Origin of the sequence: Homoserinimonas sp. OAct 916 (assembly GCF_003260275.1) — a bacterium.
Classification (GTDB): Bacteria; Actinomycetota; Actinomycetes; order Actinomycetales; family Microbacteriaceae; genus OACT-916.
The window spans coordinates 1-22072 of sequence record NZ_QJHB01000016.1 but is presented as its reverse complement, the minus strand read 5'-3'; the positions used below and the strand labels follow the sequence as shown (position 1 = coordinate 22072).

Sequence of the window (22072 nt, the reverse complement as noted above, 5' to 3'; positions counted from 1 at the left end):
ATTACATGTTGCACGTGTTCTAATTGCATGTAATCGCAAGAACGCTAGTTGCGGTGAGTGTTCAACCGCTCCGATGAGAGGTAAGGCATGGCCGAGGCAACGACTCAGACGGACTATCTCACGCGCGCCGAGGCCGCCGCCCGATGCCGAGTACCGCTACCCACGTTCGACAAGCTGCGACGCGAGGGGCTCATCCCCGAGCCGGACGCCGAGGTCGGCAAGCACAAGCTCTGGCGTGCGGACACCATCGAGGAATTCCTCGGGGTCGGTGGAACGAGACGGTGATGGCCGGCCGCCCATCGAAAGACTCCCCGCTGCGCCTAGACCCGCACACCGGTAGGCCCCTCCCCGAGGGCATCCGGTGGCGCGCGGATCGGCAGCGATATCAGATCCGAGTGCTGGTACCGGATCTGTACCGGAACTGGACAGAGCGTACTCGCACATTCCGCTCGCTGGCCGAAGCAAAAAAGGAGCTCGCTAAAGCGGTTGCCGGGAAGAACCCGAACGGGGCAATGACCCTTGTCCAGTGGCACGAGCGGCACTGGTCGGCAATCGAGGCCTCGGTGCGTCCGGGCACGGCGCGGGCCTACGCCGTGGCCTGGCGCCGGCGGGTCGGGCCGACGCTCGGGCATGTGAAGCTTGAAGCGATCACGTCCCCGCTCATCGAAACGGCAATGGTCGAGTGGGACTGCTCACCATCGACCAAGGTGGACTCCCTCGCCTTGATCAGCCGCCTGCTGGACGCGGCACGCCGGGCACGGATCATCGACTACAACCCGGCGCGTGAAATCAAGCGTCCAAATCAGGATGTTTCCACCTCTCCCACCTCGCGGGCCCTCACCATGCAGCAGGTGACCGCGATGCTAGAACTGATCCCGACGGGCGTATACCGGCGTTACGCGGCCGCGCTCGTGTTCACCGGGATGCGGGCGGGGGAGGCGACCGCGATCCGGGTACGCGACGCGGACCTGAAACGCGGGGTGCTGCGGGTCAGCCGCAGTTTTTCCCCGGGCCTGCACGGCGAACTCATCGAGCAGAGCCCGAAGAGCCACAAGGAGCGACAGGTGCCCATCGTCAAGGCACTCCTCCCGCATGTGCGGGCGGCGATGAAGGGCAAGCGGCCCGACGACCTGCTGTTCGCCGGGCCGAACGGCGGCCGGCTCGTCGCTGCGAACTTCCGGCGTGCGGTGGACTGGGGCTCGATCAGGGCGGCTCTCGCACGCCCCGATCTCCGGGTGCACGACCTGCGCCACACCTTCGCCACCATCCTGTTCGACGGCGGCGCATCGGCGCCCGACGTGCAGGCGGTGCTCGGGCACTCCAGCCTCCAGATCACCGAGCGCTACTCCCGCGCTCGCGAGGGCGTCGCCAAGCGCGCAGGTGCGGTGTTCGACAGCCTCACGGGTGACCACCGTTATGGCACAAATATGGCACGGACTCGCGACGTGCCCCAGTTATAGGTGCCGGCAGCGCCTCGGTGGTGACCGGCTCAGCGAGTGCGAAGCGGCTCAGATCTCGGACATGATCAGGGAAAACGTAAGAACCCCCACCATGTAGAAGCTAGGCGGGGGTTCAGTGGCTCCGACCGGCATCGATCCGGTGACCTTTCGATTTTCAGTCGAACGCTCTACCAACTGAGCTACAGAGCCAGCAGCCTCAGTGGGCTACTAGGCAAAAACCCCTCCTTTCGGAAGGGCTTCGTACCTTGCGACCCTGACCGGACTTGAACCGGCGACCTCCGCCGTGACAGGGCGGCGCGCTAACCAACTGCGCTACAGGGCCTCGTGTGAGACCTATTTAATTGTGCTGTATAACTGTACCGATATTTTCTGTGTCTCAGTGACCCCAACGGGATTCGAACCCGTGTTACCGCCGTGAAAGGGCGACGTCCTAGGCCACTAGACGATGGGGCCGTGCAATCACCAACGCCGCATGACTACCAGCGTATAAGCATACGGGAGCGAGGCAAAAACACAAAACTCTCCAGACCGTTTCCGGCTTGACCCGACGGGCGAGATGTTCGAACTGGCGCGTGCGAATGTTCCGACAGGCGGGGGATCAACCGAGCCCCAGCCCGCGAAGGCATTACCTTCGAGGTCAGGTTGAACCTTTTTAACCCCTTAAACGGGGGCTAAAAAGGCGTAATCAATAGGCGGATACTGGCCAACCGGCATCCGAATCGCTACGGTTAAGGTTGTTAACAGTGTTACTCGTGTGACTCAAGTGGTGGGTTCACGGGGCGGAGAGCAATGAACTTGAGCACTTTCGGCCGTTCGGGCCGCCGGACGGGCGACCTGTCCGTTGAGTCGACGCGCCTCGGCGCAAAGCGGCCGCAACCCGGCCCTCGTCGGCGACTGAGGCAGCGGCTATTGGCCGGGTCGGCCTTCGTCGCCCTGCTCGCCCTGTTGAGCACCGGCAACGTCGCGTCTCCGGTGATGGCTGACGACTATCCCACGTGGGCCGACGTGCAGGCCGTCAAGGGCGACGTGTCCAGAACCAACGAGAAGATCGCGCAGATCAAATCGTTGATCGCCGATCTCGAGGTGCAGGTCGAGACCGCCCGCCAACTGGCGGAGAAGCGCGGCGCGGAGTTCCAGGCCGCCCAACTCGCGTTCGACAACGCCGACCGACGGGCCATCGACCTGCAACTGCAGGCTGAGGAGTCCGAGACGAAGGCCACCGAGGCGACAGAACAGGCCGGCCGATTGGCCGCCCAATTGTACCGCTCGGGCGGAAACGACCTCAGTATGAGCCTGATGCTCGAGGGCGACAGCATGCAGGCCGACCAGCTGCTCTCGAAGCTCGGCAGCATGAGCAAGATGGTGGAGCGCTCGACGGGGGTCTACGAACAGGCCCAACTGGCCAAGAACAACGCGGCAGCGCTGACGGCGCAGGCGGAAGTGGCCCGTACCGAACGCGAGAAGTTGCGGGTCGAGGCCGAGCGTTTGCTGCAGGAGTCCATCGAGGCCCAGGTCGCGTCGGAGAACGCCCTGGCGGCACAGCAGGCACAAAGCGCCGAACTGGACCAGATGCTGCTCGCCCTTCAAGACAAAGAGGCGAAGACCGTCAAGGGCTATGAAGAGGGTGTGGCCGAGCGCGAGCGCATCCGTGTCCAGAAGGAAAAAGAGGAGCGCGCCAGAGTGGCCGCCGAGCAAAAGGCGGCACGAGAGGCAGCGGCCAAAGAGGCAGCCAACAACGGCGGCGGAGGCGGCGGTGGCGGCGGTGGCGGCGGCGGGCAGCAGAGCGGCCAGGGCTGGGCGCGGCCGGTGAGCGGCTGGATCAGCGGAAACTTCGGCTCCAGAGACGTGATCTGCACCTCGGGCGGCTGCAGCAACCCCTACCATGGCGGAACCGACATCGCGGCCTACTGCGGTGCGGGCATCTACGCGGCAAGCGCCGGGCGGGTCTCCTACGCCGGCTGGTATGGAACCTACGGCAACTTCATCCTGATCGACCACGGCAATGGGGTGCAGACCGGCTACGCCCACATCAGCCCCGGCGGCACCTACGTCGGCTATGGCCAGAGCGTCGGTGCCGGACAGAACATCGCCAGTGTGGGTACGACCGGTGCGTCCACCGGATGCCACCTGCATTTTGAAGTGAGAACCAACGGGTCGCAGATAGACCCGGTGCCGTTCCTTTCGGCGCGCGGGGTGTGGCTTGGTTGACGCCGGCGGAACAGAGCCGTTGGCACCTGTGACAATGTTGCGCCCCGATGAGACGCGACGCCCTACGCGTCGTTCCCGGATGCCACGCATGATGACCGCGGCCATCGCCGTTGGCGCCATGGCGAGTACGGTCGGACTCGTTTCGACACCCGCCCAGGCCGACCCCGACTACCCATCGTGGAACGACGTCAAGAACGCGAAGAAGTCGGAGGCGGCAAAGCAGGCCGAGATCGACAACATCATCGAGCTGGTCGGTGCCCTGCAGCGTTCCGTTGACGCGGCATCGCGGGAGTCCAAGATCAAGGCCGAGGCCTACCTGCTCACGAAGGATGCCCTGGATCGCGCGGTCACCGCATCCGAGAGCCTGCAGAAGCAAGCCGATGCGGCCGAGGAGAAGGCGCAGACCTCGCGCATGCGTGCCGGCCTGCTTTCGGCGCACCTGGCCAAAGCGGGAGGACAGAACCTCTCGATGAGCCTGTTGCTGACCGGGGGTGAGGCATCCGAATCAGACAGTCTGCTGTACCAGCTGGGCACAATGAACCAACTCAGCGCCCAGTCGGCGACGATCTACGCCGAGGCCACCCGCGACATGAACTCCGCGAACTCGTTGGGTGAGCAGGCCACGATCGCGGCCGCACAACGAGCCACGCTGGCCGATGAGGCACAGTCGAGGTACGACGAGGCGGATGCCGCCAGACGTGTCGCGCAGAACGCTCTCGACGTGCAGCTCGAGAAGACGACGGTTCTGATCGACCAACTGGCGATGCTCAAGGACTCGACCGCCGCCGTCGAACGCGAATGGCTCGACGGCGAGGCAAGGCGAAAAGCCCAGGAGGCGATCCCCGAAGAGGATCCGGCCCCGTTGCCGCCGCCCACGAGTGGTCCGACCCTTGCCCCTCCCGCGACGGGGCCGACAAGCGCGCCGACAAGTGCGCCGACAAGCGCGCCAACACCGCAGCCGACCACGCCGCCGACTTCGCGGCCGACCCCGACCCCGACCGCAACGCCGACTTCGCGGCCGACCCCGACCCCAACCCCAACCCCGACGAAGTCTCCGACGCCGCCGCCGTCGACGACCCCGGTGAACCCGCCGAAGGCCTCCATGGTTGAGGCGGCCATCGGCTTTGCCTCGCAACAACGAGGTAAGCCCTACTACTCACCCGCTGCGGGCCCGAACAGTTGGGACTGCTCCGGTCTCACCATGCGCTCGTACGAGGCAGCCGGAACCTACATCGGGCCGCATTCTGCCACGGCCCAGTACCTCACCATGCGGTCGCAGGGCAAGACGCTCCCTTTCAGCCAGCGGCAGCGCGGAGACCTCATCTGGTGGTCGTCGAACGGCCAGGTGAGCGGCATCTATCACGTGGCCATCTACATCGGTGGCGGCATGATGATCGAGGCCGCCGACTGGGGCAAGCCGGTGCGTGAGTACTACATCCACACCATGGGCGATGTGCTCGGCGAGGTCGGTCGCCCGGCGAGCTGACCGGTCGGGGTTTCGCGACGATTCCTCGTTGCTCGAAATCCCTCAACTCGCGAGAACTCAGGATGGGGCGGATGCCGGCACTGTAGGGCCGCCGGCGTTCGTCTGCTCCTGAAAATTTTGCAGTGATACCGGCGCTAGTGGGCGCCCTCTTCGGCGAGTTTGGCCAGCCCGGCCTCGACGATGGCGACCGCATCGGCGGCGTTGCCCCAGCCCTCGGTCTTGACCCATTTGCCGGGTTCCAGATCCTTGTAATGCTCGAAGAAGTGCTCGATCTCCCTGCGGGTCTGCTCGGGAACATCCTCGACGTCCTGGATATGTGCCCAGCGGGGGTCGGTGGCCGGAACCGCGATCACCTTCGAGTCGATGCCCGCATCGTCGACCATGTTGAACACCGCGACCGGGCGGGCAGAAAGGCCGACGCCGGGGAACAACGGGTAGTCCAGCAAGACCAAGACGTCGACCGGGTCACCGTCGAGGCCGAGCGTGTTCTCGAAGAAACCATAGTCAGCCGGGTAGACAAAACTCGTGAACAGCACCCGGTCCAGGTACACGCGCCCGGTCTCGTGGTCGATCTCGTACTTGTTACGGCTTCCGCGGGGAATCTCGATGACGGCGTCAAAGCTGGACATGCGGTGGGGCTCCTTCAAAGGGTATGAGGTCAGGCGGCCCGCAGCACGCGGCCCAGCCCAGGGACACCCCTTAAAAGAGGTGGACTGCAATAACGTTAGTCGATGATGCCCATTCGCCCCAGACTGACCCCCGCCATCGCCGACGTGCGGCGCGCGGTCCGTGACGCGCTTCGGGCCTCTGTCGTCGAGCCGGCGGCCGGTGCGGCGCTCACGGAGACCTCCGCGAATGCGACGTCCGCGTCAGATTCCGCGTCGCACTCTGCGCCGGGTACGCAACCCGTCAACGCACCGCTCGTACTGGTTGCTCTGAGCGGCGGCGCCGACTCTCTCGCCCTGGCCGCAGCCACTGCCTTCGAGGCCCCCCGCCTGGGCCTTCACGCGGGTGCCGTGATCATCGACCACGGGTTGCAGCCTGGTTCCGCCGATGTCGCCGACGTTGCCGCCGAACAGGCCAGAGCCCTCGAGCTCGATCCCGTGCTCGTGATACCGGTGGAGGTGCCGGCCGCGGCACCGGGTGAGGTCACCGGTGGCCCCGAGGCGGCGGCGCGCACCGCGCGATACGCCGGCTTCGAGAGGGCCCTGTCCCACACCGGTGCATCGCACATTCTTCTCGGGCACACACTCGACGACCAGGCCGAGACGGTGCTGCTCGGCCTTGCCCGCGGGTCTGGCCCGCGCAGTCTGCAGGGGATGGCTTCGGCGACGAGGCCCTGGCTCAGACCGCTGCTCGGGATTCGGCGCAGCCAGACAGAGCAGTTCTGTGAGGATTCGGGCCTCTCGGTCTGGCATGACCCCCACAACCAGCAACCGCGGTTCGGACGGGTGCGAGTGCGCCAGAGAATTCTGCCGATGCTGGAAGAGGAACTCGGCCCAGGTGTGGCCGAGGCGTTGGCGCGCACTGCCGCGCAGTTGCGGGAAGACGCCGAGGTTCTCGACGCCCTGGCGGCCACGAGCGCTGCCACGATCACGCGTACGGCCGAGGGCACCGGGGCGGAGCGCATCCAGATCGACGCGACCGCGCTCGCCGCATTACCGGCGGCACTCAGGCAGCGCGTGATCCGGATGGTGGTGTGGAACACGTTCGCTGTCACCCTCAGCCGGCGACACACGCTGGAGGTGGCCAGGCTGGTCACGCACTGGCGGGGGCAGGGCGAGGTGCACCTGCCACGCATTAGAGTTGTCAGAGCAGACGGGTGGCTGAACGTGAGCGCAGCACCCCCGCCGCAGACAGAAGAACCCAGCTGACGTGTCGGGCCGCAAGATCGTGCTTGACGGCGCTTTTTCGTTCGAAGAGTAAGGAACAGCCCCACCATGGACTCCAGTCACGTTGACGGTGAACTGACCAGCATTCTGATCACGGAGGCCGAGATCAAAGACCGGCTGGCGGAGTTGAGCCGCGAGATCGAGGCCGACTACGCGGGCGCCAACGTGCTGTTGGTCGGCGTGCTCAAGGGTGCCGTGATGGTCATGGCCGACCTTGCCCGTGAGCTCAGCCTGCCCATCACGATGGACTGGATGGCCGTCTCGTCCTACGGGTCGGGCACCAAGTCGTCCGGGGTTGTGCGCATCCTGAAAGACCTTGACTCCGACTTGTCGGGCCGTCGCGTTCTCATCGTCGAGGACATCATCGACTCGGGGCTGACCCTCAGCTGGCTGCTCGCCAACCTCAAGTCGCGGGGGCCGGAGTCGGTGGAGATCCTTACCCTGCTGCGCAAACCCGATGCCGCCAAGGTCGACGTCGATGTGCGCTACGTCGGTTTCGAGATCCCGAACGAGTTCGTCGTCGGCTACGGCCTCGACTATAACGAGAAGTACCGCAACCTGCGATCGATTGGGGTGCTCGCCCCACACATGTACGACGGCAGCTGACCCGGGCCCCGGGGAGAGCAGGTCGCATTGGGCGCCGATCACCGCCTGACCGGTTACGCTTTGGGCAAACACGCAGGGGCGGCCCAGCAGCGACACGATACTCTTACAGCACCATGAATGTGAAGAAACTTTTTCGCGGACCATTCGTCTATATCGCGTTGGCCGTGATCGCCCTGTGGATCGGTACCAGCCTGATCACTGCATCCGGGTTCAAGGAGATCTCGACCCAGCAGGGTCTGGAGTTCCTGAAGCAGGACAAGGTTGCCGAGGCCACCATCGTCGATGGCCAGCAACGCGTCGATCTCACGCTTACCACCGCCGACGCCGACCTCGGCACCCAGGTGCAGTTCTACTATGTGCAACCGCGTGGATCTGAAGTGATTGCTGCGGTCTCCAAGGCCGCGCCCAAAGGCGGGTTCAACGATGAGGTGCCGCAGACGAACTGGTTGACCTCCATGCTCGGCTTCCTTATTCCGGTGCTGATCATCGGCCTGTTCTTCTGGTTCATGCTGTCGAGCATGCAGGGTGGCGGCAGCAAGGTGATGCAGTTCGGCAAGTCGAAGGCGAAACTGGTCTCGAAGGAGACCCCGAAGGTGACGTTTGCGGATGTCGCCGGTGCCGACGAGGCCATCGAAGAGTTGCACGAGATCAAAGACTTTTTGCAGGACCCGGCCCGGTTCCAAGCCGTTGGTGCCCGAATTCCCAAGGGCGTGTTGCTGTACGGTCCACCCGGAACCGGTAAGACGCTGCTCGCGCGGGCCGTCGCCGGCGAGGCCGACGTTCCGTTCTATTCGATCTCGGGCTCCGACTTCGTGGAAATGTTCGTCGGCGTCGGCGCCAGCCGCGTGCGTGACCTGTTTCAGCAGGCGAAGGAGAACTCGCCGGCGATCATCTTCGTCGACGAGATCGATGCCGTCGGCCGTCACCGCGGCGCCGGAATGGGCGGCGGGCATGATGAGCGCGAACAGACCCTGAACCAGCTTCTGGTCGAGATGGACGGGTTCGACGTGAAGACGAACGTCATCCTGATCGCGGCGACAAACCGCCCCGACATCCTCGACCCGGCACTGTTGCGCCCCGGCAGATTCGACCGACAGATCGGGGTGGATGCCCCAGACATGCTCGGCCGTAAGAAGATTCTCGAAGTGCACGCCCAGGGCAAGCCCATGGCCGACGGGGTCGACCTGGAGATCCTCGCCCGCAAGACCCCCGGGTTCACCGGCGCCGACCTCGCGAACGTGTTGAACGAAGCCGCACTGCTGACGGCCCGATCCAACGCACAACTGATCGACAATCGGGCGCTCGACGAAGCCGTCGACCGTGTGATGGCCGGCCCGCAACGCCGCACCCGTGTGATGCGCGACAAGGAAAAGCTGATCACCGCCTACCACGAGGGCGGACACGCCCTGGTCGCGACGGCCATGCGCAACACCGACCCGGTGACCAAGATCACCATTCTGCCGAGGGGGCGCGCGCTCGGGTACACCATGGTCATGCCGTTGGAAGACCGTTATTCGGTGTCGCGCAACGAGTTGCTCGATCAACTCGCCTATGCGATGGGCGGGCGTGTTGCAGAGGAGATCATCTTCCACGACCCCACCACAGGAGCGTCGAACGATATCGAGAAGGCCACGTCGACTGCACGCAAGATGGTCACCGAGTTCGGCATGAGCGCCTCGGTCGGACCGTTGAAGCTTGGTCAGGGCTCCGGCGAGGTCTTCCTCGGCCGAGATATGGGACACCAGCGCGACTATTCCGAACGGCTTGCGGAGCGAGTCGACAACGAGGTGCGGGCGCTGCTCGAAGCCGCGCACGATGAGGCCTACCTGGTGCTCAACCAGAACCGGGAGATCCTGGATCGCCTGGCAGCCGAACTGCTCGAGCGTGAGACGCTTGACCAGAGCGCGCTGGTCGACATCTTCAAAGATGTCGTCAAGATGCCCGAGCGCCCACAGTGGCTTTCCAGCGAGACCCGCCCGGTCTCCGATGTTCCTCCGATCACGATGCCCGGGAAGGCGCCGGTCGAGGCAGGGCTGACCGACGGCGGAATCGAATCAGAGCCCGAAGTCAAACCCCAGCGCACACACTTACGCAAACCGCGCCCGGCCACCGCGTAGGGCGCCATGGGGGTCGACAGGGCACGAATCGAACGGGCCGTTGCCGAACTTCTGTCTGCAATAGGCGAAGATCCGGCGCGGCCGGAACTCGTCGACACACCGCGCCGAGTGGCTGATGCCTACCAAGAGTTCTTCGCCGGAATCGACGTTGACCCACTGGGCCACCTGGCCGAAACTGTGCCCCTCGACGGCGGAAAGTCAGATACCGTCATCGTGAGGGGGCTGCGGTTTCGCTCCATCTGCGAACACCACCTCCTGCCCTTCATCGGGGTGGCACACCTGGCCTACCTGCCCTCTGACCGTATCGTCGGCCTTGGCAGGCTGGGGCGGGTCGTCGAGACGCTGGCTGCTCGGCCGCAGCTTCAGGAGAGGCTCACCGAGCAGATCGCCGACACTCTGGTCGACGGGCTCGACCCCCGCGGAGTTCTGGTGGTGCTTGACGCGGTTCATGGCTGTGTCACGACCCGCGACCTCAGGCAGACCGGCAGTTCGACCGTGACCATCGTCGCGCGCGGGCTCTTTGTCGAGCCCGAACGGCGCGCCGAGATGATGGCCCTGATCGGAGCGACGCGTGACTGAACCTGGCGCCGGCCGCACACGCATCATGGGGGTGGTGAACGTCACGCCCGATTCGTTCAGCGATGGCGGGCAGCATGCCCGGGTCGACGACGCGATTGCCCACGCGCTTCGCCTACTCGGCGACGGCGCCGACATCATCGACGTGGGCGGGGAGTCGACCAGGCCCGGTGCAACAAGGGTGAGTGCCGAGGAGGAGCAACGACGAGTGCTGCCCGTGATCGCCGAACTGGCCTCTCGAGGCGTGACCGTGAGCGTCGACACGATGAACGCCGACACTGCGGCCCGCGCCGCCGAACGGGGCGCCTCCTACATCAATGATGTCTCGGGCGGGCTCGCCGACGAGCGCATGGCGGCCACAATGATCGAATTGGACCTGCCGTGGGTGGTCATGCACTGGCGCGGCCACAGCGCGACCATGAACGACCGCGCGCATTACCAGAACACCGTGGCCGAGGTGAAGGGCGAACTGGTGAACCGGGTCAGCCAACTCGTCGAGCAGGGGGTGAACCCGGCACGGCTGATCCTCGACCCGGGCCTGGGCTTCGCGAAGCAGAGCGTGCACAATTGGCAGATCCTCGCCCGGCTCGACGAGTTCGTGAGGCTCGGCTCGCCGATCGTGATCGGCGCCTCCAGGAAACGGTTCATCGCCACGCTGCTCGGGCCCGAAGCAGACTACGCGCGCCGGGATGAGGCCACCGCCACCGTCAGCGCTCTCGCCGCCCGACACGGTGTGTGGGGCGTGCGGGTGCATGACGTGGCCAAGACCAGGACAGCCCTCGACGTTGTCGAGGCGTGGAAGGCAGGAGAGCAATCATGACCATTTCCGAACTGGGCGACAGCATCACCCTGACCGGCCTGCGCGTCTTCGCGCACCACGGTGTTCTTGCCAGTGAGCGCCAGGAGGGCCAGGAGTTCGTGATCGACGTCACGGTCTGGCTCGACCTTGCGCCAGCGGCGGCGGGAGACGAGCTCACCGAAACCATCCATTACGGCGAACTGGCGGTAGAAGTCACCGACGCGGTGAAACACAACCCGGTCGACCTGATCGAAACCGTCGCCGAGCGTGTGGCCCAGGTGGTGCTCGTGCACGACGCCGCCATCGGAGTGCAGGTCACCGTGCACAAGCCCTCGGCGCCGATCGACGCGGCGTTCGATGACGTCTCAGTGAGTATCACTCGCATGAGGAAGTCTGCGTCACCCGTGGTGGGTTTCGGGCGGTGAGGGTGGTGAAGCCCAAACCGCAGCGCCTGCAGGTCAGCCAACGGGCGGTGCTGGCCCTCGGCAGCAACCTGGGAGACAGGGAGGCCACCCTTGAGGCCGCAGTGAGGGATATCGGTGCGATCGACGGGGTGCACGTCGAATCGGTGTCGAGCCTGGTCGAGTCGGCGGCGGTCAAACCAAGCGGTGTCGACCGGGCCGCCCCCTCCTACCTCAACGCAGTGATGCTGGTGCGCAGTGTGATCGGTCCCGAACAGTTGCTCGATGCCGTGAACGCGATCGAAGACCGGCACGGCCGCGTGCGCGAAGAACGGTGGGGAGACCGCACCCTCGACATCGATATCATCGCCTTCGACGGCGTGCAACGGGCAGATGATCGCCTCACGCTCCCGCATCCGCGTGCAGCCGAACGAGCCTTCGTCGTGCAACCCTGGCTCGAGATCGACCCAGCGGCCACGCTGCCGGGAATCGGTCCCGTCGCCGACCTGCCCGCGGCGAGCGACGGCTCGGTGCGCCGAGTCACGAACCGAGACGATCGATGAAGCGCACCAAACCCGGAATTCTGGTGGTTCTCGCCGCAATCGGTATCGCCGGCGGGTTTCTCACCCAGGTGATCCTTGTCTCGATCGGCCGACCGATGCTCATTCCGCCGGCGACTCTGGCCGTCACCCTGGTGGCGATCGCCGGCATCATTCTCGGGTTCGCCATCCCCATCCGTCGGTCGGTGAAAGGTCACTCATCCGGGCCGGTCAATCCGTTCCAGGCATTTCGCGTGGCCATTCTGGCCAAATCGTCCGCGCTCAGCGGCGCGTTGCTCACCGGGGCGACAGCAGGCTTTCTGATCTTTATCGTCTCGCGCACCGTCCTGCCTCAGGCGGGATCGATCTGGCTCGCGGTGGTGGCGTTTGGCGGGGCCGCGATCCTGTTGGCCGGCGGGCTGGTCGCCGAGTGGCTGTGTACCCTGCCGCCCGGGGATGAGCCCGACCAACCCATGGGGAAAGGCGTTCCCCATGAATCCTGATCGTCCACGAAGTCGAAGGAGTCCGAGTGTCTGAGAGCAGTGGGCGGCTTGAACTGCCCGACGTGCTGTGGCAGCGAGTGTCCCCCAAATACATCACCGTCGAACTGGTCAGCTCACTGATCACCGGCCTCATCATGTGCGCCGTCGGCCTGGTGCTCTTTCTCACCGTGCTGGGCGGCACGGTGTGGGGAACCCTCCTGCTGGCCGCGGCTGTCGTGATCGCACTTCTGCTGGTGATCCTGGCGCCGCGTCGGGCCCGCGCCATCGGCTACCGGATGCGTGAAGACGACCTCTTGTTTCGGCGCGGGATCATGTTTCAGCGTTTCGTTTCGGTGCCGTACGGGCGTATGCAGCTGGTCGACATCAGCCGTGGGCCCTTGGCCCGAATGCTGGGCCTTGCCGACCTCCGGTTCGTCACGGCCGCCGCGGCCACCGGCGTGAGCCTTCCGGGTCTCGCGACCGATGATGCCGATGCGCTGCGCGATGAACTCGTCGCGCTTGCCGAGAGCAGACGGTCTGGCCTGTGACATCCGCTGATGGCCCAGAAGGCTTCGAGCAGCTTGCGGCGCCGGCGAGCTTCGGTCATGAGGAGGCGCACGGCCGACTCGCTCCCGCGCGGTCGGGTGATTCGGCGCTTGCCGACGGCCAATGGCACAGGCTGCACCCGGCCACGCCGCTTCTGAAGGGCGGATTCGCCCTCTTGGTCATACTCGGATTCGTCGTCAGCAACCTGCGCGACCGGGTGATTCAGCTTTTCACGGGCAACCCGGAGTTTGCGGGACAGGATCCGATCACCGAGATCTACGAACACGGGCTGGTCGGGTGGGCCCTTCTCGCGATCGCGGTTGTGATCAGTCTGATCGTCGTTGCCTTCTACTTCTCGTGGCGCATGCACACATTTCGCGTGACCGACGAATCGGTCGATGTGCGCAGCGGAATCCTGCTTCGAACGCACCGTCAGGCCCGGCTGGACCGCATCCAGGGCATCAATGTCGTGAAGCCGCTGGTGGCGCGCATCTTCGGTGCGTCAAAGCTCGAAGTGACCGTCGCCGGCCAGGGGGCGAACGTGCAGTTGTCGTATTTGGCGACGAGGGCCGCCGACGTGTTGCGGCGCGACATCTTGCTGCGCGCATCGGGTGTGCGCCGAGAGCGGGTGCAGGCAGATTCGGAACTGACGGCGGCCCCGTTGCCTCTGGAGCTCGCGGGCGACGCGACCGAGCCTCACAGCATATTGGGTGACCGGTTGAACGAGTTTCTCGCGCCCGAGCTCGACCCGGATGCGGCCCCGCCAGAATCAGTGGTGCGAATTCCGCCCGGACGCCTGATCGGTTCGCTGGTGCTCAGCGGGTTCACGGTGTTCATGCTGTTCGCGCTCGCGGCCGTGATCGTCGGCGTGGTGAACGACCAGTTCTGGGTGCTCTTTTTACTGCTGCCGGGAGTGATCGCCTCGTTCAGTTTCTACAGCAGCCGATTCCTGAAATCGCTGCGATACTCGGTGGCCAACACCGCCGACGGCATCCGCGTCGGTTTCGGTCTGCTGTCGACGACCAGCGACACGATTCCGCCGGGTCGCATCCACGCAATCGAGGTGCGGCAGCCATTGCTGTGGCGACCCAGCGGTTGGTGGGAGGTGCGCATCAACCGCGCCGGACACTCGAGCGTCAAGGGCGCGGCCGGACAAGGCAATACCACCATCCTGCCGGTGGGGGATTTCGCCGATGTGCAACGCATACTGGCGCTGCTGGTGCCGACATTCACCGGGGAGGAGGCCGTCGGTCTGGTAACGGCCGGCGCCACATCGCGAGGTGGCGATGGACTGTTCGTGGATGCTCCGAACCGCGCTGCCTGGTTGCGACCATTTTCCTGGCGGCGTACCGGTTATGCCATTCACGGTGGTGCGGTTGTGCTGCGCCGGGGGGTGGTGTGGCGGGAACTGATCCTCGTGCCGCTGGCGCGCATCCAGAGTCTTGGCCTGCAGCAGGGGCCGGTGCGGCGCGCTCTGAGACTCTCCATCGCCGAATTGCACACGGTGCAGGGGCCGGTGAGCGCCGTACTCGGCGTGATCGACACCGCTGAAGCACTGACGTTTTTTGAGCGGATAGCGAGTGCGGCCGTGTACGAGGCGGGGGTCGATACCAGTGAGCACTGGGCGAGGGGTGATGATGAAAGCCACTGAACGCAGCGGTCGACTGGGTGTCGGCATCGTCGGGGCCGGAAAGGTGGGGCCCATTCTCGGGGCAGCGCTCGCGGGCGCCGGTCACGCCATTGTCGGCATTTCGGCGATCTCGGCGGAGAGCCGTGATCGCGCGGGGGCGATCCTGCCCGGCGTGCCCATCATCGACGTTCCGCAGTTGATCGAGCGAAGCGAGCTCGTGATTCTGGCAGTACCGGAGAATGAACTCCTCGCGTTGGTCGAAGGGTTGGCCGCGGCCGGGGCCTGGCAGCAGGGCCAATTGGTGCTGCACACTGTCGCGGGGCTCGGCACGGGGGTGCTGGCCGCGGCGATGGCGCAGGGCGTGATCCCGTTGGCCGTGCATCCGGCAATGAGATTCACCGGAACCAGTATCGACCTGGCGAGACTCAGCGAGAGCTACTTCGCGGTCACAGCCCCGACTCCGGTGCAACCCATCGGCCAGGCGCTCGTGCTGGAGATGGGTGGCGAGCCGGTGATCATCGCCGAAGATGACCGCGCCGCGTACGCGGAGGCGATCCAGGTCGCGAGCACATTCTCGAGTGCGATCGTCGACCAGGCCACAGGAATTCTTGGCCGTATCAACGTGGCGTCACCGGGGAGCCTGCTCGCCGGGCTGGTGCGCTCCTCGGTGGAGATCGCGCTGGCCAGGGCGACTACCCCGGGGGCCGTCGAGCCGGGGCTCACGGTCTTTGGCACCGGGCCAGGATCCGAGGGGGCGGTCGGAGCAGGGCCGCAGGGGGCCGAGGCGCCGGGTGCCGAGGCGCAGGGTGTCACGTTGCACAGTTCCGATTCACACCCGGCCGGATCGACCGGTGAAATCCCAGCAGAAGACACTAATGACTCTGACGGCGCGAAGGAAGAGACGAGTAGATGATTGCGAATACTCCATTGATCCCCGTCTTGACGACGATCGACACCGTGCGGTCAGTCGTACGTGAACGGCGTGGCACCGTTGCCCTGGTTCCCACCATGGGCGCCCTGCATGGCGGGCACCTGGCGCTGGTGGAGCAGGCACTGAACCACGCCGACACCGTGGTGGTCTCCATATTCGTCAACCCGTTGCAGTTCGGTGCCGGTGAAGACCTGGACACCTATCCGCAGAAACTCGAAGCCGATCGTGACGCGTTGGCACCCCTGCAGTCTCGGCTCGATGCAACAGATCCGGTGACGGCGCGCATCGTCGTGTTCGCGCCGCCTGTCGCCGAGATGTACCCCGACGGTCAGGAGATCACGCGCGTCACCGCACCGGCGGTCGGGGCGCTCTTCGAGGGGGCCAGCCGCCCCGGTCATTTCGACGGAATGCTCACGGTGGTGGCAAAGCTCCTGGCGATTGCCACACCCCACGTGGTGGTATTCGGGCAGAAGGACGCCCAGCAGGTCTTTCTGGTCGAACGCATGATTCGCGACCTGAACATCCCGGTGCGGGTCCTCACCCATCCGACCGTGCGGGATGACAACGGGTTGGCGAAATCCAGCCGGAACCAGAACCTGAGTGAGGGCGAGCGACGAAGCGCCCTGGCCCTGCACACGGCGCTATCGGCAGCGGCATCCGAGAGCCTCAACGGACCCCCTGCAATGCGCGCCGCGGGACACAACGCGCTCGAGCAGGATTCGCTGGTTAGGCTGGACTATCTGGAGATCGTGAACCCTCAGGACTTCCTGCCCGTCGCCGATGACCACCGGGGCCCAGCTCTGGTCATCGTGGCCGCGCGTGTCGGGGCGACCAGGCTGATCGACAATGAGCCGGTGGTCGTCGGAGCACCATACTGACCGCACGAACCCGAAGTGCGAAACTTCAGGGGCAGGCAACTACAGAGCACAGTCCTCAGAGCACAGACCTTCAGAACACATATTTTCCAAGCACAGTATTTCCAGAACACAGTATTTCCAGAACACAGTATTTCCAGAACGCAGTATTCCAGATCGCAGTATTTCAGAGCACGAGACAGCCGTGACGAACACCCAAGGAGAACCAGCCAGATGACCGAGCGTGCCCCGGTGGCCACCGAAGAAGACGTCAACGAGCAGATGGCCGTGCGGTTGGCCAAGCGAGAGCGGTTGAACGCGTCGGGTGCCGAGGCCTATCCGGTGCAGCTGCCGATCACCGATTCGATCGCGGATGTTCGCAACCGGTTCGCCGAGATTGAGCCCGACACTGCAACCGGGGTGACCGCCGCCGTCGCCGGGCGTATTGTGCACCTGCGCAACACCGGCAAGCTCTGCTTCGCCAGCCTGCAGGCGGGTGACGGAAGCCGCATCCAGGCGATGGTGTCTCTGGCCGAGGTGGGGGAGGAGTCCCTCGCCGATTGGAAAGATCTCGTCGACCTGGGTGACCACCTCTTCGTCTCGGGTGAGGTGATCGCGTCGCGCCGCGGCGAACTCTCGATCATGGTCACCGACTGGCGGATCGCGTCCAAGGCGATCCGGCCGTTGCCGAACATGCACTCGGAACTCAGCGAGGAGTCGCGGGTGCGGGCCCGCTATCTCGACCTGATCGTGCGGCCGCAGGCTCGCGAGACGGTTCTTGCGCGTTCGGCTGCGGTGGCGTCGCTGCGCCGAACCTTTGATGCACGCAACTTCGTCGAGATCGAGACCCCGATGCTGCAGACGATGCACGGCGGCGCCTCGGCACGCCCCTTCTCCACTCACTCGAATGCGTTCGACACCGAACTGTTCCTGCGGATTGCACCCGAGCTCTTCCTCAAACGGGCCGTTGTGGGCGGGCTCGAGCGGGTGTTCGAGATCAACCGTAACTTTCGCAACGAGGGCGCCGACTCCACGCACTCACCCGAATTCGCCATGCTCGAGGCGTATGAGACCTACGGCGACTACAACTCGATCGCCGACCTCACCCAGCAGCTGGTGCAGGATGCAGCGCTCGCGGTGGCAGGCGACCACGTCGTCACCTGGGCCGACGGCACCCAGTTCGACCTGGGCGGTGAGTGGGCGCGGATCAGCATGTACGACTCACTGTCCGAAGCGGCGGGGGTCACGATCACGCCCCAGACCCCGGTCTCTGAACTGCAGGCCCTGGCCGATCGGGAGGGTGTCGAGGTGGACTCCCCGAACCACGGCAAGCTCGTCGAGGAGCTGTGGGAGCACTTCGTCAAGGGCTCGCTGACTCGGCCGACGTTTGTGATGGACTTTCCGGTGGAGACCAGCCCGCTCGTGCGCGGCCACCGGTTGATCCCGGGCGTGGTCGAGAAGTGGGACCTCTACATTCGCGGATTCGAACTGGCCACCGGGTACTCCGAGCTCGTCGACCCGGTGATCCAGCGTGAGCGCTTCGTGCAGCAGGCCGCCCAGGCGGCGGCCGGCGACCCCGAGGCGATGCGGTTCGACGAGGACTTCCTGACGGCGCTCGAGCATGGTATGCCGCCGACCGGGGGCATGGGCATGGGTATCGACCGGATGATGATGGCGTTGACCGGATTGGGCATTCGCGAAACCATCCTCTTCCCGTTGGTGAAGTGACCCGGGGTGCTTCGGGTAGCCCATTGTCAGCATTTGCACGTATCCTGAACCAGACATGGAAAATTTCTGGCTGAATGCGTTGTGGTCGGTGATCCCGACCGTGGTGATCGGACTCATCTTCTGGTTCATCATGCGCTCCATTATTCGCATGGACCGCACCGAGCGTCGCATCTACGCGCGAATCAAGGACCAGGAGCGGGCCAAGCTGCAGGCCTCCTCCGGCCCGGTTCCGCCGTCTGCAGTCTGATCGTCGCGTTCATTCTCGGGCCGTCGCAAAACGCTCGCTGACCGTGGGATACGGTAGGGGATACTGAGCACCTGAGAGAAGGACGATCCGCCGGATGAGCAGCAGTGATATCACCCTGTGGACGGGTATTCTCCTGCTGGTAGTGGACTTCTCCTTTCGTGTTCTGGCCATCATCGTCGTGCCCCGCAACCGCCGCCCCACGTCGGGGATGGCGTGGTTGCTCGCCATCTTCTTCATTCCGTACGTCGGGTTCCTGCTGTTCCTGCTGATCGGCTACCGAACCCTTCCGCGCAAGCGGCTGGAGATGCAGGACGAGATCAACCAGTTCATCCTCGACACCACCGACGGTATGGAGCGGGTCACTCGCGACAGTCCCTGGCCCACCTGGCTTGAATCGGTGGTGCAACTCAACCGCAACCTCGGCGCCATGCCCCTGATCGGTGGCAACACGGCGAGCCTGATCAGCGACTACGGCCAGTCTCTGGCGGCGATGACCGCAGAGGTCGAGGCCGCGGAGCGTTATATCCACGTCGAGTTCTACATCATCGCCTTCGACCCCGCGACCACACCCTTCTTCGACGCCTTGGCGGCGGCTGTGGCCCGCGGTGTGAAGGTGCGAGTGCTGCTCGACCACGTCGCATCGCTGCGCTCACCCGGCTACAGGAGAACTAAGAAACGGCTCACCGAGGCGGGCGTTGACTGGCAGTTGATGCTGCCGGTGCAGCCGCTGCGCGGCAAATGGCAACGACCTGACCTGCGCAATCACCGCAAGCTGCTGATCGTCGACGGCCGGGTGGCGTTCATGGGGTCCCAGAACCTGATCGACGCGAGCTACAACAAGCGCTCCAACCTGCGTCGGGGGCTGCAGTGGAAAGACCTGATGACGCGACTGGAGGGGCCGATCGTACAGGGCCTGAACGCGATCTTCATCACCGATTGGTACAGCGAGACGCACGAGTTGCTGCTGCGGGAGACCGAGCCGATGCACGAGCGGGTGATAGAGAACGAGCTCGACTGCCAGGTGGTGCCTTCCGGGCCCGGGTTCGAGGGGGAGAACAACCTACGGCTATTCCTGGCGTTGATGTACTACGCCAACGAGAGGATCATCATCACCAGCCCGTATTTCGTGCCGGATGAGTCGATGCTCTATGCGGTGACGACGGCGGTGGAGCGCGGCATCCACGTCGAACTGTTCGTGTCGGAGATCGGGGATCAGGCGCTCGTCTACCATGCCCAGCGCTCCTACTACGAGGCTCTGCTGCGGGCAGGCGTGAAGATCTTCATGTACAAGAAGCCCACAATTCTGCACGCGAAACACTTCACCATCGACGACGAGGTGGCGGTGATCGGGTCGAGCAACATGGATATGCGCTCGTTCAGCCTGAACATGGAGGTGTCGCTGATGGTGCGGGGCCACTCGTTCGTTCAGGAGATGCGAGCAATCGAGGACATGTACCGGGCGAACAGCCACGAGCTGCTTTTGGACGAGTGGATGCGCCAGCCGTTGCGGTCGACGATCCTCGACAACCTCGCCCGGCTTACCTCGGCCGTGCAGTAGGGGGCAGCGGCGGCTGGTGGCACCGGCGCGGGCTCCGGCCCATCCGTTCACGGCGCCAACTGCCAGAGCGTGACCGTCTCATCTGGCCCGTTGCCGTAGCTGATGCTGCGAATCTTGTGCAGTTCGGAGCCGTAGCGCGTCGCCCAATCCGCCGTGCACGCGCCGTCGGTGACCAGTCGCAGCGCGTTGGCAGAGACGGCCGAAGCTACATCCAGTCGGCCATGATCCCGGTTGCTGATCACCTGGTCGAGGGCCTTGTAGTGGGTCGGCCAGGCCATGCCCACCCGGAATGTCGCCATTGGAGCGTCGGCGGTCACTTTCAGAAACTCCGGATTGATACACGGATCCGTGATCACTGGCACCGATCGATTGGTGGCGGCGGAGAGCTGAGCGAGGTCGGTCAACGCCGATTCCCGCGGGGTGGAGATGGTGAGAAAGGCATTCTCGCCGATGTTGCGATAGAACCTCATCCAGTCTCCGGCCGAACCGGCGGCGATCACGGTGCAGAGCATGATGGCGACCGCGATGAAGGCACGGGAGCTGCGCGCCTGCCACGAGCAGCGCACGGCCAGCATCAGCATGGGCAGGGTGGTGAGTGAGACCAGAACGAAGGCGTTCAGCCAGAGCCGGTAGGGTTCCGCGTCGACCCCCCAGACGTTGTTCTCGGCGAGGAGGAACCAGGCTCCGGGCGACCCTATGGCGTAGGCGCCCCACAGTGGCTTGTGCCGTGCGATCGCGGCGATCCCGATGAACGCCACCGGAACCAGAACGGCCAGTCCGGCGGCGAGGCCCACCATCGGCGGCACCGAGAGGTTCTCTGTCACCACCACGCGATAGAGCAGGAACGGGTCATGGGCGGCCAGGCCCGCCAGGGTTCCGACCACCTGTGGTGCGGCCGCGGCGGTGCCGGCAACAATATAGACGGCGGCGAGTCCCCGTGTTCTGATGACCAGCGCGATCATCCCGGGGGCCGCAGGAATCAGGCCGAAGATGAGCGTGACCAATTGCCCTCCGGCCTCTGAAACGCTCGGGCCGAGCAGGAAGACGGCACCGACCAGGAGCACGGTCGCCCCACCGTAGATCCAGCGTCGACGCTCCAGGATCGCCCAGGCGGCGGCGACGAAGACGACAATGTAGACGGCGCTCAGGAACGTATAGGTGTGGACGTTGGCGAGCCAGCCGATCGCCAGGCTGACCGCGACCGTTGTCAGTACTCGGGCCATCGGGGCGTGCGGCGTCTGCCAGACCCACAACAGGGTGAGCAATGCGATCCCGGCAACGCACAGGGCGAACGCCTCCCCATTCAGGGTGTGCAGCACACCGAACGGCCCCCACAAGACCGCGTGGGCGGTCAGTTGCAGGTGCCACCCGGTGCTGACGGTCCAGGCGAAGGTGCCGAGGATGAACGGTGCCGGCGCCAGCAGGCCGGCCCACCAGTGTCTGCTCAGTGAGATCAGAACGAGGCTGAGGGCCGCCACCAGCGCTGCCTGGCAAAGGATTCCGAACAGGTTCCACGCCGTGATCGGGTCGAGCCCCAGTGCGCGGGAGGCCTGTCCGAGCAGCACGTAGTACGAACGCGGATAGTGGATCGTGCCGGTTTCGGTGAACGGCTCCACGTCGGCGGAGTGGCCGCGCGCAACATTGGCGGCGATACTCAGGTAACCGAGCTGGTCGGGCCAGAAGTAGTTGCGAAACTGGGCCAGCGACCAGTTCGGCAGGGTGAACAGCATGCCGTTCTGAAGCCAGGTGTGGCCGACTAGGGCGATGATGACGGCAAACCCCGACAGCCACCGGTTCGGGGCCGGTGACCGGCATCCAGCCGTCTCCCGCGCCGTGCCTGCCATGATTTCGCAGTGTACGCGCCAGATTCGCCGGGGAAAGGGCCCGCGTTGACTCATAGAAAACCTCCGCGTAGCTATATACGTTGCCTCATTTGAAAACCTCCGCTTGGGCGTGGTTTCTCAGAACCGGCCGCGATATGGGATATGCCCGTTTCTATGGAGCTGACGATG

The 22072-nt window shown here is 64.9% G+C and carries 20 protein-coding genes, 3 tRNA genes and 1 pseudogene; 19 read left to right on the top strand and 5 right to left on the bottom strand.

Translation table 11 applies throughout. The annotated features are described in order from the left end of the window. Positions 1–87 precede the first annotated feature (87 nt). Entirely contained in the window at positions 88–285 is a 198-nt protein-coding gene (locus DL891_RS17175) for a MarR family transcriptional regulator (protein WP_157962559.1), read from the top strand. Between the two features lie 227 nt (positions 286–512). After that, complete coding sequence (locus DL891_RS15635; protein WP_198668953.1) at positions 513–1460, top strand: site-specific integrase; 948 nt, start codon at positions 513–515, stop codon at positions 1458–1460. A gap of 116 nt (positions 1461–1576) precedes the next feature. Here DL891_RS15635 and DL891_RS15630 read toward each other — a convergent pair. The 3 genes from DL891_RS15630 to DL891_RS15620 all read right to left on the bottom strand — a co-directional run bounded on the left by DL891_RS15630 (position 1577) and on the right by DL891_RS15620 (position 1913). Further along, a tRNA-Phe gene (locus DL891_RS15630) sits at positions 1577–1649 on the bottom strand. A 59-nt stretch (positions 1650–1708) separates the two neighbouring features. Continuing rightward, positions 1709–1782 (bottom strand) — tRNA-Asp (locus DL891_RS15625). 58 nt (positions 1783–1840) lie between these two features. Next, a tRNA-Glu gene (locus DL891_RS15620) sits at positions 1841–1913 on the bottom strand. Between the two features lie 336 nt (positions 1914–2249). Between DL891_RS15620 and DL891_RS15615 the strand changes: the two genes are divergently transcribed. Beyond that, positions 2250–3668, top strand: coding sequence for a M23 family metallopeptidase (locus tag DL891_RS15615; protein WP_111721435.1), 1419 nt, complete (start codon positions 2250–2252; stop codon positions 3666–3668). Positions 3669–3756: 88 nt separating this feature from the next. Next, the gene (locus DL891_RS15610; protein ID WP_111721434.1) at positions 3757–5154 is read left to right on the top strand and encodes an NlpC/P60 family protein; all 1398 of its coding nucleotides are present in this window, start codon (positions 3757–3759) and stop codon (positions 5152–5154) included. Positions 5155–5288: 134 nt separating this feature from the next. Here DL891_RS15610 and DL891_RS15605 read toward each other — a convergent pair whose 3' ends face one another. After that, positions 5289–5783 (bottom strand): inorganic diphosphatase, encoded by a 495-nt coding sequence (locus tag DL891_RS15605; protein ID WP_111721433.1) that lies wholly within the window; start codon positions 5781–5783, stop codon positions 5289–5291. 102 nt (positions 5784–5885) lie between these two features. Between DL891_RS15605 and tilS the strand changes: the two genes are divergently transcribed. The 15 genes and pseudogenes from tilS to cls all read left to right on the top strand — a co-directional run bounded on the left by tilS (position 5886) and on the right by cls (position 20060). Beyond that, positions 5886–7028 carry a tRNA lysidine(34) synthetase TilS gene (gene tilS / locus DL891_RS15600; protein WP_111721432.1) on the top strand — a complete coding sequence of 381 codons (1143 nt, stop codon included), beginning with the start codon at positions 5886–5888 and terminating at the stop codon, positions 7026–7028. Between the two features lie 66 nt (positions 7029–7094). After that, positions 7095–7652, top strand: coding sequence for a hypoxanthine phosphoribosyltransferase (gene hpt / locus DL891_RS15595; RefSeq protein ID WP_111721431.1), 558 nt, complete (start codon positions 7095–7097; stop codon positions 7650–7652). 113 nt (positions 7653–7765) lie between these two features. Further along, positions 7766–9769 (top strand): ATP-dependent zinc metalloprotease FtsH, encoded by a 2004-nt coding sequence (ftsH, locus tag DL891_RS15590; protein ID WP_111721430.1) that lies wholly within the window; start codon positions 7766–7768, stop codon positions 9767–9769. Positions 9770–9775: 6 nt separating this feature from the next. Next, positions 9776–10348, top strand: a complete 573-nt coding sequence (folE, locus tag DL891_RS15585; protein WP_111721429.1) for a GTP cyclohydrolase I FolE — start codon at positions 9776–9778, stop codon at positions 10346–10348. Continuing rightward, positions 10341–11165 carry a dihydropteroate synthase gene (gene folP / locus DL891_RS15580; RefSeq protein WP_368665640.1) on the top strand — a complete coding sequence of 275 codons (825 nt, stop codon included), beginning with the start codon at positions 10341–10343 and terminating at the stop codon, positions 11163–11165. Before folE ends, folP begins: the two co-directional genes overlap by 8 nt. Then, a complete protein-coding gene (gene folB / locus DL891_RS15575; RefSeq protein ID WP_111721427.1) occupies positions 11162–11569 on the top strand; it encodes a dihydroneopterin aldolase in 408 nt (135 codons plus the stop codon). The genes folP and folB overlap by 4 nt, the downstream gene beginning before the upstream one ends. Before the next feature lie 5 nt (positions 11570–11574). Further along, positions 11575–12108 (top strand): 2-amino-4-hydroxy-6-hydroxymethyldihydropteridine diphosphokinase, encoded by a 534-nt coding sequence (gene folK / locus DL891_RS15570; RefSeq protein WP_111721446.1) that lies wholly within the window; start codon positions 11575–11577, stop codon positions 12106–12108. Next, a complete protein-coding gene (locus tag DL891_RS15565; RefSeq protein ID WP_111721426.1) occupies positions 12105–12587 on the top strand; it encodes a DUF3180 domain-containing protein in 483 nt (160 codons plus the stop codon). The genes folK and DL891_RS15565 overlap by 4 nt, the downstream gene beginning before the upstream one ends. A 26-nt stretch (positions 12588–12613) precedes the next feature. Beyond that, entirely contained in the window at positions 12614–13114 is a 501-nt protein-coding gene (locus DL891_RS15560) for a PH domain-containing protein (protein WP_232819216.1), read from the top strand. Next, positions 13111–14763: a PH domain-containing protein gene (locus DL891_RS15555; protein WP_111721425.1), complete on the top strand. Its 1653-nt coding sequence runs from the start codon at positions 13111–13113 to the stop codon at positions 14761–14763. Before DL891_RS15560 ends, DL891_RS15555 begins: the two co-directional genes overlap by 4 nt. After that, positions 14747–15436: pseudogene (locus DL891_RS15550) on the top strand (DUF2520 domain-containing protein); the annotation flags it as partial. The gene DL891_RS15555 and the pseudogene DL891_RS15550, both read left to right, overlap by 17 nt. Before the next feature lie 215 nt (positions 15437–15651). Continuing rightward, on the top strand, positions 15652–16551 hold the full coding sequence (gene panC / locus DL891_RS15545; protein ID WP_111721422.1) for a pantoate--beta-alanine ligase: 900 nt from the start codon (positions 15652–15654) through the stop codon (positions 16549–16551). A 210-nt stretch (positions 16552–16761) separates the two neighbouring features. Beyond that, positions 16762–18255, top strand: coding sequence for a lysine--tRNA ligase (gene lysS / locus DL891_RS15540; protein WP_111721420.1), 1494 nt, complete (start codon positions 16762–16764; stop codon positions 18253–18255). 55 nt (positions 18256–18310) lie between these two features. Then, positions 18311–18502 carry a hypothetical protein gene (locus DL891_RS15535; RefSeq protein ID WP_111721418.1) on the top strand — a complete coding sequence of 64 codons (192 nt, stop codon included), beginning with the start codon at positions 18311–18313 and terminating at the stop codon, positions 18500–18502. A gap of 94 nt (positions 18503–18596) precedes the next feature. Then, a complete protein-coding gene (gene cls, locus DL891_RS15530; protein ID WP_111721416.1) occupies positions 18597–20060 on the top strand; it encodes a cardiolipin synthase in 1464 nt (487 codons plus the stop codon). 47 nt (positions 20061–20107) lie between these two features. Here the strand turns inward: cls and DL891_RS15525 are convergent, their stop codons facing one another. Next, complete coding sequence (locus DL891_RS15525; RefSeq protein WP_111721415.1) at positions 20108–21904, bottom strand: hypothetical protein; 1797 nt, start codon at positions 21902–21904, stop codon at positions 20108–20110. Between the last annotated feature and the right edge of the window lie 168 nt (positions 21905–22072).

What these genes read in the sequence shown, in the direction of transcription:
- cls (WP_111721416.1), top strand. Translation starts at nt 18,597, where the DNA reads ATGAGCAGCAGTGATATCACCCTGTGGACGGGTATTCTCCTGCTGGTA.
- DL891_RS15635 (WP_198668953.1), top strand. Translation starts at nt 513, where the DNA reads ATGACCCTTGTCCAGTGGCACGAGCGGCACTGGTCGGCAATCGAGGCC.
- lysS (WP_111721420.1), top strand. Translation starts at nt 16,762, where the DNA reads ATGACCGAGCGTGCCCCGGTGGCCACCGAAGAAGACGTCAACGAGCAG.
- folB (WP_111721427.1), top strand. Translation starts at nt 11,162, where the DNA reads ATGACCATTTCCGAACTGGGCGACAGCATCACCCTGACCGGCCTGCGC.
- tilS (WP_111721432.1), top strand. Translation starts at nt 5,886, where the DNA reads ATGATGCCCATTCGCCCCAGACTGACCCCCGCCATCGCCGACGTGCGG.
- panC (WP_111721422.1), top strand. Translation starts at nt 15,652, where the DNA reads ATGATTGCGAATACTCCATTGATCCCCGTCTTGACGACGATCGACACC.
- DL891_RS15565 (WP_111721426.1), top strand. Translation starts at nt 12,105, where the DNA reads ATGAAGCGCACCAAACCCGGAATTCTGGTGGTTCTCGCCGCAATCGGT.
- DL891_RS15615 (WP_111721435.1), top strand. Translation starts at nt 2,250, where the DNA reads ATGAACTTGAGCACTTTCGGCCGTTCGGGCCGCCGGACGGGCGACCTG.
- DL891_RS15525 (WP_111721415.1), bottom strand. Translation starts at nt 21,904, where the DNA reads ATGGCAGGCACGGCGCGGGAGACGGCTGGATGCCGGTCACCGGCCCCG.
- ftsH (WP_111721430.1), top strand. Translation starts at nt 7,766, where the DNA reads ATGAATGTGAAGAAACTTTTTCGCGGACCATTCGTCTATATCGCGTTG.
- folE (WP_111721429.1), top strand. Translation starts at nt 9,776, where the DNA reads ATGGGGGTCGACAGGGCACGAATCGAACGGGCCGTTGCCGAACTTCTG.
- DL891_RS15610 (WP_111721434.1), top strand. Translation starts at nt 3,757, where the DNA reads ATGATGACCGCGGCCATCGCCGTTGGCGCCATGGCGAGTACGGTCGGA.
- DL891_RS15605 (WP_111721433.1), bottom strand. Translation starts at nt 5,783, where the DNA reads ATGTCCAGCTTTGACGCCGTCATCGAGATTCCCCGCGGAAGCCGTAAC.
- DL891_RS17175 (WP_157962559.1), top strand. Translation starts at nt 88, where the DNA reads ATGGCCGAGGCAACGACTCAGACGGACTATCTCACGCGCGCCGAGGCC.
- hpt (WP_111721431.1), top strand. Translation starts at nt 7,095, where the DNA reads ATGGACTCCAGTCACGTTGACGGTGAACTGACCAGCATTCTGATCACG.
- DL891_RS15535 (WP_111721418.1), top strand. Translation starts at nt 18,311, where the DNA reads ATGGAAAATTTCTGGCTGAATGCGTTGTGGTCGGTGATCCCGACCGTG.